The following is a 17,063-nucleotide window of genomic DNA, read 5'->3' as shown; positions in this document are numbered from 1 at the left end:
CTTGCGGCCCCGATCAACAATCGGCGCCGCTGCAACGCCAAGGCGCTCTCAGCCCGCGCTTTGGTTTAGCTAGCGCGACTACGATGGAGAGACAGCGCCAGTTGGTGGAACTTCTTTCCAACTGGCAACGTGGCTCACAAAACCTCGTATCAAACGCCGGAGACTCAAGCATCCGCCTCGCAAAGCGGAGGCGAATTTCCTTTACGCTACTTTTGCTTCTGCTGTGCACCAAGAATTTCCGGGATCGTGCACCTTTCCGACATCTCCTTGAATATTCGGATGGCTAGCGTCGACAAACAAGCGCGGCTTTGGCGAGCGCCTCGCTCGCGCTTCCCGGAATGAACCCAACGCCGCCAATGCCAGCTGGCGATCTGGAGCCGTACATGGCGCGCTTAGCTTTGCCGCCAAGCTACTTAAGCGAAGCCGGCGAATTCGCGCAAGGCGCCTTGCAGAGTTTCAAGCCGATAGGGCTTCGCGATCAGCGGCAGACCCTCGCTGGGATCCAACTCGCGAACGGCGTCCGAATAGCCGGAGGTCAGCAACACCGGCAGTCCAGGCCTCAGCCTCTTCAGCTCACGCGCGAGATCAACACCATTCATCCCGCCGGGCATCACAACATCCGAGAATACAAGATCCACGTCTCGGCCATCGGCTGCAAGCTTAGCGAGTGCTTCTCTCGCGTTAGCAACGCGCTCTACAACGAAGCCGAGGGTCGTCATCATCTCCATCGCAAGTTCGGCGACATCGTCGTTGTCCTCAACGACAAGCACCTTGCGACCGTCCTGCGCGAGGCGATCGCTTGGGGCTGACGACTGCTCCGGCTGGGTCTCGGCCAAGGCCGTTGCTGCCCGTGGGAGGTGCAAGATGAAGGTCGTACCCTGTCCTACACGACTACGGACTTCGATGTGGCCGCCCGATTGGCTGGCAAACCCATAAACTTGGCTAAGGCCCAGACCCGTACCTTTATCGACTGTCTTGGTTGTGAAAAATGGATCGAATATGCGATCAATGATCTCCGGCGGAATGCCTGTACCAGTGTCCCGGACCTCAATGCGCACGAACTCGCCCTGGGCGCCGTTCGCGCGCGATCCGTCAAGCCGCTCATTGGAGGCCGCGAGCGTGAGCACCCCACCGGAAGGCATCGCATCCCTCGCATTCACAGCCAGATTGAGAAGCGCTAGTTCAAGCTGCCCGGGATCGGCGAGAACCGGCCAGAGCTGAGGGTCCAGATCCACCTCGACTGTGATATCACCGCGAAGCGCGCCGCCTACCAGGATGCGCATGCCGTCGATCAGGTTTCGCAAGTTGACCGGTTCGGGAGCCAGGGTCATCCGCCGGGCAAAGGCGAGTAGCTGACGGGTGAGCGCCTCGCCCCGCCCAGCTGCTTGGCGCATGGCTGTGATCAGCTTTCGCCGCCGCTCCAGGTCCGCTGAGCGCTCGAGCATGTCAAGGCCGCCGCTGATGACCATCAGGAGGTTGTTAAAGTCGTGGGCAATACCGCCGGTCAATTGGCCGATCGCTTCCGTCTTCTGCGCCTGAGCGAGCGCGCGCTGAGCTTCCTCACGTTCGCGCATCGCCTTCTGAAGCTCTTGCAAGGCCTCCTGCACTTCGCGCGTGCGCGCTTGCACGCGTTGCTCCAGGGTCTCATTCAGGCGGCGTAGCTCCGCTTCCTGCCGGGCGCGCTCCAGCAGGTGATCTCGGATCTCGTACTGACGTCGACGCGCTGTCAGGGCCGATTGCAACGCGCTGATCAGCGAAGCCGAACGCAACGGCCGCTCCAGCATGACGATATTGCGATAATCGCCAATCCGTTCAGCGGCGAGACGCGTCGGGCCGCGTCCGTTGGCCTTGGCGATGAGCAGGACCGGAAGTTCAGACCAAGCGGATTGTTTCCCGAGCGTGCGATGAAACCGGTCGATGGCGTCCTGTTCCTTCAGCGCTTCTTCGGCGAGCAGGATAGCGCCGGCTCCTTCGGCAATCTCGACGCAGAGCGATTCCAGTGTCGCGCACGTATGCGGATGCATGCTGGCCTTCGCGATGACATCGGCCACGGTCGGCGCGTCCCGGCCGGAGGGAGCGAGGATCAGGATACGTAGTGTAGGCCGTTCAATGCCGCTATTCATCATCGCTGGATTCTGCCAGGGCCTCGCGCGTCCCGACGAACCTCGGCACCCCAGTGAGCACGCCTTGAAAACCTCGCAGCGGCTCGCCTACGGTCACGCCGGTCTTCGATGACAGCGTATACTCCCGGATTGTGGTTTCGTGCTCGCCAGCCCGGCTCTTCAAAACCGACACTGCCTTTCGAACTTGTCCCTCGGCTTCGAAGTAGCGCAGCAGCACGATCGTGTCCGCCATGAAACTGAGATCCAACGGAACGTGTGTCTCGCCGACTAGTCCGTGTTGGGCGAGGATCAGGATCGTCACGATTCCTTGATTTCCCAGATAGGTGAGCAATTCGTGCATGTGCAAGATCAGCGCCTGTTCCTGAGGCATCGAGGCGATGTAGCTGTTCAGGCTGTCGATGACCACGACCCGGGCGCCCGCGGCGACTTCCCGTTGGACCTCGGAAACGAACTCGCCAGGCGACAGCGTAGTCGGGCTGAGGTCGGTCCAGGATAGCCGGCCGGCTTCCTTGGGGGCGTCGAGGTCGAGCCCGAGTCGCCGCCCACGGTCCGCGGCGGTGCGGTAGGTTTCATCGAAGGCGAACAGGGCGGCGCGCTCGCCGCGTTTCGCCGCGGCCAGGGCGATCTGGATGGCGAGGGTAGATTTCCCGACACCGGACGGTCCAATCAGCAGGGTACTGGTCCCGCGACGAAGTGCATCACCGAGCAGAGCATCCAGTTCCGGTTTTTCGCTGGAAATCGGGTCGCTGGGAAAGCTCGCCTTGTGCTGGGCCGCGACGAGGCTGGGAAACACTCGTAGGCCCCCTGTTTGTATGATGTAGTCATGGTAGCCGCTGCGAAAATCAACGCCGCGCAGCTTGATGATTGACAGCCGCCGGCGCACCGCGCCGTATTCCATCCGGCGCTGTTCCAGGCTGAACACGCCATGAACGACACTGTGCAGGTGCAGCCCTGGAACAGTCTCCGTGAGATCGTCCAAAGCCAGCACCGTGCAATCGCGCTCCGAAAAGAAGCGCTTCAGAGTCAGGATCTGGCGACGGTAGTTAAACGAGTCCTCAGCGAGGAGCCGAAGCTCGGTAAGTGCGTCGATCACCAAACGCGCCGGCTTCTCCTGGTCGATTTTGTCCATTATCAACTTGATGGTGTGGCCGAGCTCCACCTCCGACGGATGCAGTAAACCCTGTTGCTGGTCGGGATCCGCCTCGAGCGGTATGACCTGAAGGATGGTGATCCCCTCCAGGGACCATCCGTGACTGGCGGCGGTCTTACGTAGCTCCTGCTCGCTTTCGGAAAGGGTGATGTAGAGCGTCCCTTCACCGTGGCGGGCACCCTCGATGAGGAACTGCATCGCCAGTGTGGTTTTCCCAGACCCTGGTGTACCCTCGATCAGATAGAGGTTCTCGCGCTCCAAGCCGCCAATCAAGACCTCGTCGAGGCCCGGCACGCCCGAACTTGCCAGTCGTTTAGATAAGGTCTGAGTAACCATCGCAACTTTCCAATGAGGCCACCACGCACCAAAAACGAGAGCCGCCTCGAATCTTCGAACAGCCGCGCGAGGGTCTGGCCGAGCATTTTTTCCTCAGTCCAGCCGAGCAGCCGGAACGCACCCTGGTTCCAGCTCGTCACCAGGCCCGCCTGATTGGTGGTGATAATCGCCGTGTCGGTTGCGCTCTGCACGATCTGACGCCAGTCGGCGGCAGTAATGGCCTCCGGCCTGAATTCCCAGCCGGCATCATTCATATTCGAGCGCTTCCGGGGATATTCTTCCCACGCACTCGCTCGGGGGAATCAGATCAATCCATTGTCTCAAGAGACGCCCCAAGCGAATTTGCAATAAATGCCTCAGTAGGGCTTTGGTTCCACTCGACTCAGCGCTCACCCGTCCTGGTAATGGCCACCGAGGCAGAAACCTTCGCAGGTGCAGCACCGACTTTGCGATTGGCGGAATTGAGCTTGCCGACCGGCTCCCAACCCATCCGCTGACCCAGACTTCTGCGCTGCCGTGTCACTCGGAAGGCGGCTGCGCGCCTCAAGGGTCTGCAGCTGTTGAAGCCCGGCCACCAAGACCTTCGCGCCGGTATGGCGCTTCGCGAACGACCTCCACCGTGTCAATCGGCCTGCAAATTTGACCCCTCATCGGCGTCCAATTTTGACCCCTTTGCGCGGCGGGCTTTGCTGGTAGCGCTCGTCTCGTCGGAGCTGGCCGGGATAGCGGAGGCGAGACGAGCGCGGGTTGCGTGATCGTCGTCTCGGCTCTTGAACCGCCAGCTATCGTTGCCGGTCTCGACAATGTCGCAGTGATGGGTCAATCGGTCGAGCAGCGCGGTGGTCATTTTGGCGTCGCCGAACACGCTCGGCCATTCGCCGAAGGCGAGATTGGTAGTCACGATGACGGAGGCGCGCTCGTAAAGCCGGCTGACGAGGTGGAAGAGAAGCTGGCCACCGGACTGGGCGAAGGGCAAATAGCCGAGCTCATCCAGCACGATGAAGTCCATCCGGGTCAGATGCTCGGCAAGCCGGCCCTGCCGTCCGTGGCGGGTCTCGATCTCGAGGCGATTGACGAGGTCGACCACGTTGAAGAAGCGGCCGCGGGCCCCGGATCGGATGCAGCTTCTGGCGATGGCAATGGCCAGGTGGGTTTTGCCTGTGCCGGTGCCGCCAACCAGCACGACGTTGCGTTGTTGGGCGATGAAGCCGCCGCCAGCGAGATCATTGACGAGAGTCTGATTGATCGGCGTGCCGTCGAACTGGAAGTCGGCGATGTCCTTGGCAAGCGGCAGCTTGGCAATGGTGAGCTGGTATTTGATCGACCTGGCTTGCTTCTCGTTGATCTCGGCGTTGAGCAGGTCGCCGACAATGCGCTGAGGTTCGTGCTGGCACTTGACGGCAGTTGCCATGATCTCGTCGAAGGCAGCCTTCATGCCGTAGAGCTTGAGTTCGCCCATGAGATCGAAGATTTGGGTTCGTTCCATCAGATGGTCCTCCGGAGGTTGTCGTAGCGGGCACAATCGGCGATCGGCGCATGACGGAGCGTCAGTGCGGCCGGCGTCATGATGTTGGCCGGTGGGGCGGGTTCACGTTGACGGGCCAGGATATTGAGCACGACATCGGCGGAATGGACGCTGTGACTGAGCGCTTCGGCACAGGCTGCTTCCACCGCGGGCAGACCGTCCGTCAGCACCGCGTTGAGGATGTCGACCATCTGTCGATTGCCATCGTCGGTGCTGGCGAGCTTTCGCCGGATCCGCTCGATCGCGGCCGGCAGCACCCAGTCCTTGAAGGGAGCACCGTTGCGCAAGGCGCCGGGTTTGCGGGCAAGCACCGGCACATAATGCCAGGGGTCGTAGACAGTATCGCCGCGGCCAAAGATCGCGGGTGCTCGGCAACGATGCGTCCATCCTGACGGATCACGATGCGGTCGGCATAGGCTTGAACCTCGACCGGTCGTCCAACGGCGCTGGCCGCGACTGAGTACTTGTTGTTGTCGAAGCGCACCAGGCAGGTCTTCGAGACCGACGCCGTCACCGCATGGAAGCCGTCGAAGCGACCGGCATAGGGAACGAGCTTGGGGCGTTCGGCTTCGAACACGTCCCAGATCGTCTGATCGACCAGCTCCGGATGGCGATGAGCCTTGGCGTAGGCGATGCATTTGTCGAGCAGCCAGGCGTTTAACTCGTCGAGGTTTTTGAACCGCAGCCGCGGCGTGAAGAAGCGTTCCCTGACCAGCCCGACCTGGTTCTCGACCTGCCCCTTCTCCCAGCCCGACGCTGGCGTGCAGGCGACCGGATCGACCAGATAGTGGCTGCACATCTGCAGGAAGCGGCGATTGTAGAGACGCCCTTTACCGACGAAGATCGTCTCTACGGCGGTCTTCATATTGTCGTAGATGCCGCGGGTGCAGGTGCCTTTGAACAGGGCGAACGCCCGATCGTGGGCGTCGAACACCATCTCCTGCGTCTCCCGCGGATAGGCCCGCACGAACAGCATGCGGCTGTGACAGAGCCGGACATGGGCGGCCTTCACCATCACCGTGGTGCCGCTCAGCAAGACCACCTCGTGGCTCCAGTCGAATTGGTAGGCTTCGCCTGGGGCAAAGCTCAGCGGGACATAAGCGGCCGCGGTCGATTGCCCGCGTTCCTTGCTCCACCGCCTGGCGTAACGCCGCACCGCATCGTAACCGCCCTCATAGCCGCGGCCGCGCAGCTCTTCGAAGATCCGGATCAACGTCAGCTGTTCACGAGCCGATTTAGCCGCGTTCGCCGCCAGCAATCCGTCAAGCTCTACTGCCCATCGTCCCAGCTTTGGTCGCGGCTGCACCTGCCGCTCGTACTCGAAGGAGGTCTCTCCCGACCTCAGCACCTTCCGAACCGTGTTCCGCGACACCTTCAGGTCACGGGCGATCTCCTTGATCGTCTTGCCCTTGATGAAGTGCTCGCGCCGGATCCGGGCAATTGTCTCCACGATCAGCATCCCCCACCACCTGCTTCGTTCCAAAGCAGGCAGCGCAACAGACCAATCTGTAGGGGGTCAATTTTGGACGCCGATCCCCCGGCTTAGGGGGGTCAATATTGCAGGCCGAATGACAATATCGCGCAAGCAATGTTGCGCGGGTACCTCATGCTGCCAGCTCCGGCGCGTAACCGGCTGTCTGGGCAGGAACACCCTCCAAGGTCTCTCCGGGCCTGGATCGTCGCGCGCCCCGGAAGAAGGCCCGGCGAGAACCGGGTCTTCTTTTCATCACCAGTACCAGTACGGATAAACCGGCGGATAGTAGCGGACTACCCGATACGGGCGGCCGTAGTAATAGGGCGGGCCATAGGCCGGTCCATAATAGACCGGTGGTGCGGTCGCGGCCGCTAGTGTTCCAGCGAACAATCCGAGCGCAAGCCCGGGACCGATACCCGGGCCGCCCCAGCCATGATGACGCCAATGGGCCGAAGCCGGCGCAACCGATCCGATGAGGAGCGTTGCCGCCGCGACGACTGCAAGAGCAAGCTTTCTCATGTCGTTTCCCTCAAGTTACTACGCGCTCTGCGCACTTGTCTCCTTTTCATGGTCCACTTCGCCGAACCTCGGTTCGGCTAAACACTGAATTAGAACTGTCCGGGGCGAGTTCAAGTTACTCGTTGATGAGACCTGTCGATCTTGCGAGCGATTTGGCGGAGCCAGAAACCAGCATCAGGAGTTCTTCACTTGCTCCGGCGTTCTCAACGCGGTGGTGGACCAGCCCAAGCTGGGGCGCGAAAATGAGCGCGCCGTTAGACGGCCCGGAGGCCTTCCTTCGGCATCTCCCGGATTAGCAGGTCAATATCGCTCTGCTCCAGCGTCTCCTTCTCAAGGAGCTTCTTTGCCGCGCTGTCCAGGATCGGACGCCGCGTGTTCAGTATGCCTTGGGTGCGCTGAGAGACCTAGTCTACAGTATCCTTTACCTCGCGGTCGATGGCTGCGGCGGTCTCCTCCGCGTAGCCACGCTCGCGAACTGGATAGGGCTGGTCAGGGCCTGCGAGGAAATTGCCGGGCTCGCGGTCATAGGCAACGCTGCCGAGCTTCTCCGACATCCCATACCCACGGATGCATTGCCATCGCACCCGCGACACTGGCGGCAAAATCTCGCGATGAGCTACACGAAGGTCTCGCAGCGGTTGCTCCAAAAGGTGCGGGTCTTTTGTCTTCATCGAATCGCTACTTCTCAACTGTTTGAGCACTCGCGACACGACTTCGAGCGGCGGCTCCCGCATCGGTAAGGCGCGCGTCCGGAGTGATCAACCCGAGCACGACACCTGCAAGGGTAGGATGGTTTCCCGCTATCATAAACCCAATCCAAAGCACATAACCGGGCAGAACGTAAAAGGGTGCAGAACCGATCCCGAGCCGCTGAAAGCCTAAAACCGCAAGAACGCCAACTGACGCGAGCTACTATGGCGGGGACGACGGCTACGTGGTCCGTCGGAGCTAACGTACGCTAATGAATTGGGCCGGCGCTCAACTCAAATTAGTACAATTGTTCGGTGAGGCGGTCTGTGTGAAGGCCGCCCGGTCAAGAACAACACGGCCGATTTCCACTTTTGCAGCGAACTCATGCAGCTTTCCGAGCCTCTTCGCTTTTCGGCCGGCAGCTGCGAATGAGGAGCTCTTCAACTCGCTGGGGAGGTCTGCGGCCCCACATTCAGAAGGTTGGAAACAGCAGAGACAAGCTGCGCGGGCCCGAACGGCTTCGCCAACATGATGCTGTTGGGGACACCCTGTGATGCCCAATCGTCGGCGTGCCTTCCGCTCATATAAACGACCGGAAAGTTTGATTCGATTTCTCTGGCGTGTCATGCAACGTGCCACCCGTCCAGCCGACCCAGCAAATTGATGTCCGTGACAAGCGCTCCTCCTGGACGCTGTTTTGAACATCGGGATCGACAAGGATAAGCAGTTGGTTTGACGTTGGTGACTCCACGTGCGCTGCCATCATACCAGCGCGAGTGCCACAGACCTCAATATTCATAATTTTGAGCCCATAATATTCATCTGATTTAGCGATGTTGAAAAAACGCGTCGTTATAGGTGCGCCATTTTTGATTCGATAGCCATAAGTACTCCTGATCAGGCATGAGAGGCACGGTATTAATTATTTCTCTAGAAATCGGAAGAAAAAAGCTCGACCGATCCTGCGTTACTTTAAGCGACCGGATCGGCACGACAATGCTGTCCTTTCCTGTTGTAAAAAAGCCACCTGACGCGACTATCGCGTAATCTCGGCCATCTTTCGTGCCGAAAACGATGTTTCTAACTTCGCCTACAATCTTGTCATCGGAACTACGGACTTCGGCTCCAATCATTTCGTCCGTTCTCAAGCCGGGGGTAAGTTCATCGATCTTCAAAAGTGGCTTTGCGTCTTTTCTGTCACGACTGCCAACCACGGCCCCGCGTTTAACTTTCGGCTCGCGCGCGATGTTTTGTTTCTCGGCCTCTTCCTCGTCATTGCCGCCCAACGAGCCCATTGGCGGCCCAGCAATTAGTTCGCGGATATTTGCCAGAAGGCGCTCACAGTCTTCTTGACGTCCGTAAGATTGGAGCGTGAATGCGGCATCCCGTAAACTACGTAGATCGCGCACCGACTGACTATTGGCGGGACCGCGTAGTCGGGGATTTTGCTGTATAGCTTCTTCTAGCTTGGCATCGGCGATCTCACACTCTGCGTTCGCTCTTGTAGCGCCGATGATTGTGAGAAGGATGGTCATTGCCAGCGCGCGTAATATCGTCATTCTCTTTTCCTCGATCCGAATTAGCGATAAAACTTCGTTCGCACTGAGCTATCGAATTGACTCAATGGATGTCTGAACCGGACGGGAGAACGACTCAAGCTTTCGCAATGACTGAGCTTAGCGGCACATCCAGCGAATAAAAGAAACCGGACGGCTCGTAAGAAAGCTGCACCTCTCCATTCAGCTGCTGACCGAGGGATTCCATCATCCGCGTCCCGAAGCTACGACGCGTCGGTGGCTGAACGGGGGGGCCGCCTCTTTCAGTCCAGGTCAAGCAAAGCCGCTGCGTTTTCTCGTCTATCTTCCAAGCGACTTCAACACTGCCAGCGGGAGTCGACAGAGCGCCGAACTTTGTAGTGTTGGTGCAAAGTTCATTGAGGGTCATTGCGAGTGCAATAACGGCGCCTGAAGCCACTTTGATATCCGGGCCGTTGAAGTGGAACCGTCTGTTTCCCTGACTGTCAAAGGGCTCAGTTGCTCCGCTAACAGTGCGGGTGAGGCTGGCACTCGACCAGTTGACTTGCATCAGCAAATCGTGGGCACGGGAGAGCGCCAGCAAGCGGCCTTCCATAGCCATCTGTCCGTGCTCTATACTGGTTGTCGTGCGAAAGCTTTGCAATGCGATAGCACTGACGATCGCGATATTGTTTTTGATACGATGATTCAGTTCGCCCACGATCAGCCGCTGCAACTTATCTGCTGCATCGCGCTCCTCTGCATCGATACCGGACTGCTTGAGCAGGGCCTTGAAATCGACATCAGCTTGCTCAAGCAACAGGCGGAGGCTGTCGTTCTCGGCTACCAGAGCGCCTTCTTGCACCGAGCGTAGCTTGTCATCGACTGATTGCGGGCCGTAGCCGAGTTCATCCGCAAGCAACAAAGATGCAACTGGGACTGTCTTCAGTGCGCCCGCGCCGACCATCGCCTGCAATTCGGCGATCATCTGGCCATTACTGAGAGGCTTACCAAAGAATCGGCTGTCCTTCGGCTTTTCCGCGTCGGTAGGCTTAACTTGGCCGGAAACCAAGATGATCCTGATAGCGGGCCAGCGGTCGTGCACCGCGTGGGCAAGCTTCAACCCATCCATGCTTCCCGGCATCTGAATATCTGTAAACAGCAGCGATATGTCAGAGCGTGCTTCGAGAATGGAGAGCGCCTGGTCGGCATCGACAGCCTGCACAGGAGAGAATCCGGCGTCTTCCACGATATCCACCGCACGCATGCGCAGCATCATTTCGTCCTCGACGACGAGGACTTTTGGGACTTCAGGTAAATCGGTGGACATACAAGCCTTGGAAAGGAGGAAGATGATGCGTTGCAAAGCAACGCCATGACTTCGCATCGGTCGGGATTGGACACTTCGTGCGAAGTCAAAGCTCGCAATCGCAATCTGAGAACATCGTAAGGAGTGCTACGAGGCATCGTATACCGGACGATGGTAGTTCGATGCCTTACCGGCGGGCTGTTACTAGGCGAGTTTCCACGATTTTTGGTTTGAACTCGTGTTCTGCAAACAGGATGTGGCGAAGTTAGGCCAGGTCTCCGTTGAACAATTTACGGACGCGGACTTAACCGCCAGCCGATCTCCCTTGGCCAACACGGCGACCTCGCTCGCTTTGACCTTGGGTGCAAAACCGGGCAAGGCAATTACGAGCGCTCCTAGAAGCGCGAAAATTCCGAAGGCTGCGAATGATTTCGTCATTTGATCTGCTGTCCCAGGTCGCTTCGACCTCTCGACTCCGGAGATCACATAGGCAACAGCTATAATAAGAAATCGTTCCAATGCCGCAACCCAAGATACAGGTCGATCACAGTCACGGCAACGATCCTCTTTCCTTCGACATCGGCAGTGCGTGCGCGAAGGCGACTTTCACCTGCTTCCGGTCCTGCGCGATCGCCGGCGAAGCTCCCAGGGCAATCGCTGCTGCTATCAGCGGTCGGATCCTGTCGGCTCCCGGTCGGTCGCTACGCTCTGGGCGCCCTGTAGGATCACGCGATCATGCTCGTTCCTCGATAGGAACACGGGCGAAGCCTTCGCGTTGGCCGATTTGACCAGGAGGCGTCGGATGGCAAAGAATTCGATCCCGCACCGCACGACGAGCACGCCGACGTGCCGGCGAAGGAACGGCACGAGCGCGACAAGCACAGAGATCTGGACGAAGGCCTGAAGGACAGCTTTCCAGCGTCAGACCCGGCCAGCAGCGTTCAACCCGCGAAGTCGAAGCCGGATGCCAAATAGCTCCCCAAGCAATGAAAAGCCGTCTCAGGGCTGCGCGGTGCCGCCGGCCGCGCCATAGACGGCGCCAGTCGTGTAACTCGCATCGGCGGCGGCGAGCTGAACATAGATCGAAGCAAGTTCGGCTGGCTGCCCCGGTCGACCAAAACTGCTCTGGCTACCGAACTTCTCGAGCTTTTCCATGCTTGCCCCGCCGGATACCTGAAGCGGCGTCCAAATTGGACCCGGCGCCACGCCGCAGACCCGGATGCCTTTTGGAGCGAGCTGCTTGGCGAGCGACTTGATGTAATTCATGGTCGCGGCTTTGGTCTATGCTGGTGGATCGCGATCGCTCAGCCCATCGAAACAAGCGTTCGCTGCCCGTTTTGCGAAGTTGGAGGGTTTCTGATTTCGATAGTTCAAAAACGGCGCCAGGGCTGGCCGAGAGCTGGATCACTTGTCCGTGCTGTGACGAACAGACGACCCCTCCGAGTTACCAAGTGAGAGAGGCCGCCTCGGTAGGCGGCTGGAATGTTGATTGTCAACGCCGCGGGATGACCGGTGATTACACGGTTCCCGTAAAGTTCACCTGCGTAGCGGGGTGACTTACGTCGAACACGAAGTTCAGTACCTTTCAGCCAACAGGCGGAGAACGCAAATTAGGGCGCGGACTCATAACGCGCGGCCAGCCATAGACGGATGGATGCGAGTTGGACGAAGGCAAGGTAGTTTTCCGCAAGCCTGTCGTAGCGCGTCGCGACCCGACGGCATTGCTTGATCCTGTTGAAGAACCGTTCGACGCGATTGCGAGCGCGATAGAGGTAAGGGCTAAAGCAGATCGGATCGCTGCGGTTGCGTTTCGGCGGGATGTTGGCCCACGCGCCCTTCTTCATGGCCAGCTCCCTGATCCAGTCGGCGTCATAGCCACGGTCGGCAAGCAGCATTGATCCGGATTTGAGACGAGACAGCAGTTTTCCGGCAAGTCGAACGTCGTGCGCCTCGCCTGGGCTCAACGCAAGCCGAACAGGCAGACCATTGCCATCGACTAACGCATGGATCTTGCTCGTCAAGCCACCGCGTGATCTTCCCATCGACTGGTGCTGGTTCCTTCTAATGCAGGCCGCCTGCTGATGCACACGGACAATCGAGGTGTCGATCATCTGGACAGCGGCATCATGGGCAGTCGCAAGCGCATCTATGATATCGCCCCACGCCCGCCCGTCGCCAACGAACGAACCGATTGTAGCAAGTCGTGTACGGTCCGAAGTTTTCTGGCAGGTCGCGCCATGGCGCTCCGGATCGCAATATCCAGAAGATACCGTTGAGGACGCGACGGTCATTCACTCGCGGCACGCCGCGCGACTTATTCGGCAGCATCGGCTTAATGGCAAACCACTCATAGTCCGTGAGTTCGTAGCGCATGATTCGGCCCCTCGGACTGGATGGCTTGAATCATGGTTCGGCCGTCGGGCTCAACTGGTCGGTATCCGTCCGAAAGCGGACCTATATGCCCACCTTGAGTTTTGTCGTTCATGACCCAAAGCAGGCAAAGAGAAAACTCGACGAAATAAGCGTCCGATGGTCTCTCGTGGCGGCGGTTTCGGTGCGAAGTTGATTGCGGTTCGCGCATAGTCGAGCGTCGGTAACGCTCCTATTTCGTCCTCAACCCGGTCTCATTCCTGATGTCGGATGGTGTCGCGTTGTAGCGCCGGCGAAATGCCCTGTTGAAGTAGGACAGGTCGTTGAACCCGAGGTCGAAGGCGATCGTACTGATCGCCCGCCGCGAATGGAGAGGGCTTCTCAAATCATGATAGGCCCGGGCCAAGCGCTGGCCGACCACGAACTCGGAGTAGGTGATGCCCTCGTTCTCGAACAGCTTGTGCAGATAACGCACGCTCACGCGATTACGGGTCGCGACCATCGTCGCGTTCAGCGTGCCATCATCGAGGTTGGCAACGATATCGGCCTTGATCGCGGCCAGCCGGACTGCGCCCAGCGTTCTGTCCGCGGCGACCGCCCTGGCGTCGCTGCTCGCCCCGAGTGCCAGCGCCACGAGATCGTGGAAGTGGCTGATGATCAGGCGCTGCGAAGCCGGTGCCGCCAAAGCCTCGTCGTCGGCGACGACGTCGAGATATTTTCGGAGGAGGCTCAGCCCGCTTGTATCCCTCGCTAAGCGTCGCATCGTTATGTTTTCGAGCTTGGGAACAAGCTGTGCAATCGCAGACCGGGGCAAGCGAATTCCAGCGATCTTGACGGATGACGGCGAGGTCATGGTCCAAGTGGCCTCCTCGTTCGTCATCAGCACGGCATCTCCATCACTGAGCATCATCTCGCGGCCGCGCCGGCTTCCCACGGTCGTCCCATGCAGGGTCATGCAGAGATAGAGGTGGTCACCCTCTTGCCGCACGCCCTCGCGGCGGATGCTCGTATAGCCCGCCGTCAGGATGCGGAGCCCGGGCATCGTGCGGTTGACAAGATCAACCTGCGGCACAGCGTTGCCGTAGCGAACAAATTTGGTCGGCAGCAGGCCGCGCTCATGCAGCTCTTCGAGCGTTTTGCCCCGTGCTGCTTCCGGCAAAGCGCGGCTTGAGAACCGAACGACAGTGTAGTCTGGCGCCGAATTCATCATTAGCCACCCCGCTGCAAGGGCCAATACGGACCGCACTCCAGTCTAGCAAACAGGGCACTTTAGTCCAAGCCGGCCTTCGCTTCAGTCCAAGATTGCTTGACCATGACCGCTTAAAGCCATGGCGAGCGAATGTTCGACGTAATTGGACCGGCAGGGAACATGCCAAAATCGATCGGCCGGCACGCAATCGTTGTCGGAGCCGGCATGGCGGGGCTCGCTGCCGCGAAAGCCCTGTCGTCGTTCTTCGACGCAGTCACCGTGCTGGAGCGTGACGCGCTGCCGTCTGCGCCGATCGCGCGTAGTGGCACGCCGCAGGCCCGGCAAATCCATGTTCTGCTCAAAGGCGGCCTCGACGCGCTGAGCGAGCTCATGCCGGACTTCGAAACGGAGCTTGAGCGCGCCGGCGCCGTCCGCGTGCGGGTCGGCTCTCAATCTCTGCTCGAATTTCCGGGCTTTGATCCGTTTCCGCGGCGCGATCTCGCCTTCGACTATCTCAGCATGACGCGGCCACTGCTGGAATTGGTGGCGAGGCGCCTAGTCCAGCGAGACAGCACCATCACGCTGAACCAACATTGTCGCGTCACGGAATTTCTGCAGGCGCCAGGCAGGGACGGTGTGGCGGGTGTGCGCTACGAACATGGGAACGCCAGCCACGAGCTTGCGGCTGATTTGGTCGTCGACGCATCGTCGCGCGGTGCGCTCACACTGGATTTCCTGGTCAGGATAGGCCTGCCGAGACCGAAAGAGACGGAAATCGGCATCGACCTGCGTTACGCGACGGCGATGTTCGAGATTCCGTCTGACGCGCCGCCCGACTGGCGGACGGTGCTGCATCGGCCTTCCCTCGGCAACTGCCGTGGCGGCTTACTTGTCCCGGTCGAGAACAATTGCTGGCAAGTCAACCTGACGACCCTTCATGGCGAGCCGGTGCCAGAAAACGTCGCGGAGTTCATCGCTTTTGCGAGGACGATGCGAACGCAGACGATCCACGACGCGATTGCTCGCGCAAGGCCTGTCGGACCGATCTACCGGTTCGGCTTTCCCTGCAGCATTCGCCGGCATTTCGAAGCGCTTGAACGCTTTCCGAGCCGTCTACTGCCGCTCGGCGATGTGATCTGTCGATTCAATCCGGCGTTCGGCCAGGGAATGAGTGTCGCCGCGCAGCAAGCCGGGGCCCTGAGATGGCTGATCGAGGCGCGAATCCCGAATGCCGATCCGCTCGCCGGCATCGCATGGCCTTTTTTCGAGGTGGTACAGGACTTCCTCGCGGCACCTTGGGCCACGGCCGAGAGCGACTTCATTCACGAGAAGACACGTGGCCAGTGCCCGCATGATTTTAAGGAGCGGCTGAACTTCAATTCTGGGCTGCTGCGGCTCGCTTCCGAAGATGCAACTGTGCATCGGACCATGAGCGAGGTGAGCCACCTCGTGAAGCCGTCCAGCGCCCTGCGCGCTCCCGAGATCGTCAACCGGGTCTCGGCGCTGTTGGCGGTCTCGATCTGATCCCGGACTGTCACTGCCAGGAGGATATCCGATGCTCCATCTTGCCAGAACACTGATGCCGGCTCTTGCAGGCTTCAGCCTGCTCGTCGGCACTGCGTCCGCGGAAAAGCAGTACGGCCCGGGGGTGAGCGACACCGAGATCAGGATCGGCAACATCATGCCGTACAGCGGCCCGGCCTCGGCCTATAGCATCATCGGCAAGACGATGAGCGCTTACTTCCGCATGATCAACGACGTCGGCGGCATTAACGGTCGCAAGATCACCTTCATCTCCAATGATGACGGCTACAGTCCGCCGAAGACCGTAGAGCAGGCACGAAAACTGGTCGAGAGCGATGAGATGTTTCTGATCTTTGCGCCGCTTGGCACCGCCACCAATGCCGCCATTCAGAAGTACATGAACACCATGCGCGTGCCGCAGCTCTTCGTCCTGAGTGGCGCCTCGCGCTGGGGCGACCCCGGGCATTTTCCATGGACGATTGGCTTGCAACCCAACTACCGCGCTGAAGCGCGCGTATATGCCGCGTATATTCTGAAGCAACATCCCGACGCCAGGATCGGCATCCTCTATCAGAACGATGATTTCGGAAGGGAACTATATACTTGGATTGAAGGATGTGCTGCGGGACAGGTACGACAGAATGGTCGTTGCCAGCATGCCCTATGAAACCAGCATTCCAACAGTAGACTCGCAGGTGGTCGCGATCAAGGCTGCCAATCCCGATATCCTCCTCAATATTGCGACGCCAAAATTTGCTGCCCAGGCGATCAAGAAGGTCGCCGAACTCAATTGGCACCCCGTCCATATCGTGACGAATATATCGGTTTCGGTCGGAGCCGTGCTGAAACCCGCCGGGCTCGACAACGCCAAAGGTATTCTCAGCGCAGCTTTCCAGATGGACGTCACGGATCCGCAGTGGGATAGTCGCCCAGGCATGCTGCGCTTCCGGGCCTTCATGGCAAAATACTATCCTGAAGCAAATCGTTCAGAGAGCGGTCCAATGATCGCCTTCATCGCGGCGAACGCGCTGGTCGAGGTGCTGAAGCGATGCGGCGACGATCTCACTCGCGACAACGTCATGAAAATGGTGGCTAACCTCGATTTGGAGATTGATGGCTTGATTCCTGGCATTCGTGTGAAGACCACTGAAACTGACTTCTATCCGGTTGAACAGGTGCAAATGATGCGTTTCACCGGTGAACGGTGGGAAGCATTCGGCCCGATATTGGACGGCCGCGACGGGACGATTGTCCCTTCTCCGAACTAGCCGCGGCTGCAAACGCCCGTTTGCGAACCGTGGCAACAGTCGCCACAAAGGGCCTTACGCTTCTTTCCAGCC

At 59.4% G+C, this 17,063-nt stretch carries 11 protein-coding genes and 5 pseudogenes; 2 read left to right on the top strand and 14 right to left on the bottom strand.

Going from position 1 to position 17,063, the window contains the following annotated elements; genetic code table 11:
• Positions 1-413: 413 nt before the first annotated feature.
• The 14 genes and pseudogenes from JQ573_RS37750 to JQ573_RS37690 form a co-directional block, all read right to left on the bottom strand.
• Positions 414-2,126 (bottom strand): ATP-binding protein, encoded by a 1,713-nt coding sequence (locus JQ573_RS37750; protein WP_212320078.1) that lies wholly within the window; start codon positions 2,124-2,126, stop codon positions 414-416.
• Positions 2,116-3,609 (bottom strand): ATPase domain-containing protein, encoded by a 1,494-nt coding sequence (locus JQ573_RS37745; protein WP_212320080.1) that lies wholly within the window; start codon positions 3,607-3,609, stop codon positions 2,116-2,118. Before JQ573_RS37745 ends, JQ573_RS37750 begins: the two co-directional genes overlap by 11 nt.
• The gene (locus JQ573_RS37740) at positions 3,543-3,863 is read right to left on the bottom strand and encodes a PAS domain-containing protein (protein ID WP_212320082.1); all 321 of its coding nucleotides are present in this window, start codon (positions 3,861-3,863) and stop codon (positions 3,543-3,545) included. The genes JQ573_RS37745 and JQ573_RS37740 overlap by 67 nt, the downstream gene beginning before the upstream one ends.
• Positions 3,864-4,231: 368 nt before the next feature.
• Positions 4,232-5,095 (bottom strand): IS21-like element helper ATPase IstB, encoded by an 864-nt coding sequence (istB, locus tag JQ573_RS37735; protein WP_212408796.1) that lies wholly within the window; start codon positions 5,093-5,095, stop codon positions 4,232-4,234.
• A gap of 8 nt (positions 5,096-5,103) precedes the next feature.
• Positions 5,104-6,593: pseudogene (istA, locus tag JQ573_RS37730) on the bottom strand (IS21 family transposase); the annotation flags it as partial.
• 267 nt (positions 6,594-6,860) lie between these two features.
• Entirely contained in the window at positions 6,861-7,127 is a 267-nt protein-coding gene (locus JQ573_RS37725) for a hypothetical protein (RefSeq protein WP_212320209.1), read from the bottom strand.
• Between the two features lie 404 nt (positions 7,128-7,531).
• Complete coding sequence (locus JQ573_RS40465; protein WP_249132722.1) at positions 7,532-7,681, bottom strand: hypothetical protein; 150 nt, start codon at positions 7,679-7,681, stop codon at positions 7,532-7,534.
• A 124-nt stretch (positions 7,682-7,805) separates the two neighbouring features.
• Positions 7,806-8,021 (bottom strand): annotated as a pseudogene (locus JQ573_RS40460) (Na+/H+ antiporter NhaA); the annotation flags it as partial.
• Between the two features lie 236 nt (positions 8,022-8,257).
• Positions 8,258-8,497: pseudogene (locus tag JQ573_RS40970) on the bottom strand (response regulator); the annotation flags it as partial.
• A 147-nt stretch (positions 8,498-8,644) separates the two neighbouring features.
• The gene (locus tag JQ573_RS37710; RefSeq protein ID WP_212320211.1) at positions 8,645-9,376 is read right to left on the bottom strand and encodes a PRC-barrel domain-containing protein; all 732 of its coding nucleotides are present in this window, start codon (positions 9,374-9,376) and stop codon (positions 8,645-8,647) included.
• Positions 9,377-9,470: 94 nt separating this feature from the next.
• Positions 9,471-10,661 carry an HWE histidine kinase domain-containing protein gene (locus JQ573_RS37705; protein WP_212320304.1) on the bottom strand — a complete coding sequence of 397 codons (1,191 nt, stop codon included), beginning with the start codon at positions 10,659-10,661 and terminating at the stop codon, positions 9,471-9,473.
• Positions 10,662-11,639: 978 nt separating this feature from the next.
• Positions 11,640-11,921, bottom strand: a pseudogene (locus tag JQ573_RS37700) (SDR family oxidoreductase); the annotation flags it as partial.
• A 329-nt stretch (positions 11,922-12,250) separates the two neighbouring features.
• A protein-coding gene (locus tag JQ573_RS37695; RefSeq protein WP_212320213.1) for an IS5 family transposase occupies positions 12,251-13,013 on the bottom strand; the annotation gives its coding sequence in 2 pieces (ribosomal slippage) (positions 12,251-12,803 and positions 12,802-13,013; 765 coding nt in all).
• 229 nt (positions 13,014-13,242) lie between these two features.
• On the bottom strand, positions 13,243-14,220 hold the full coding sequence (locus tag JQ573_RS37690; protein WP_212408794.1) for a helix-turn-helix domain-containing protein: 978 nt from the start codon (positions 14,218-14,220) through the stop codon (positions 13,243-13,245).
• A gap of 159 nt (positions 14,221-14,379) precedes the next feature.
• On the opposite strand from JQ573_RS37690, the gene JQ573_RS37685 reads away from it, so the two are divergent.
• Positions 14,380-15,723 carry a squalene monooxygenase gene (locus tag JQ573_RS37685; RefSeq protein WP_212320217.1) on the top strand — a complete coding sequence of 448 codons (1,344 nt, stop codon included), beginning with the start codon at positions 14,380-14,382 and terminating at the stop codon, positions 15,721-15,723.
• A gap of 31 nt (positions 15,724-15,754) precedes the next feature.
• Positions 15,755-16,991, top strand: a pseudogene (locus JQ573_RS37680) (ABC transporter substrate-binding protein).
• Positions 16,992-17,063: the final 72 nt, after the last annotated feature.

The organism is Bradyrhizobium sp. AUGA SZCCT0105, assembly GCF_018129565.1.
Classification (GTDB): domain Bacteria; phylum Pseudomonadota; class Alphaproteobacteria; order Rhizobiales; family Xanthobacteraceae; genus Bradyrhizobium.
The sequence above is the reverse complement of the archived record's forward strand: the minus strand, read 5'-3'. Positions and strand labels throughout refer to the sequence as shown.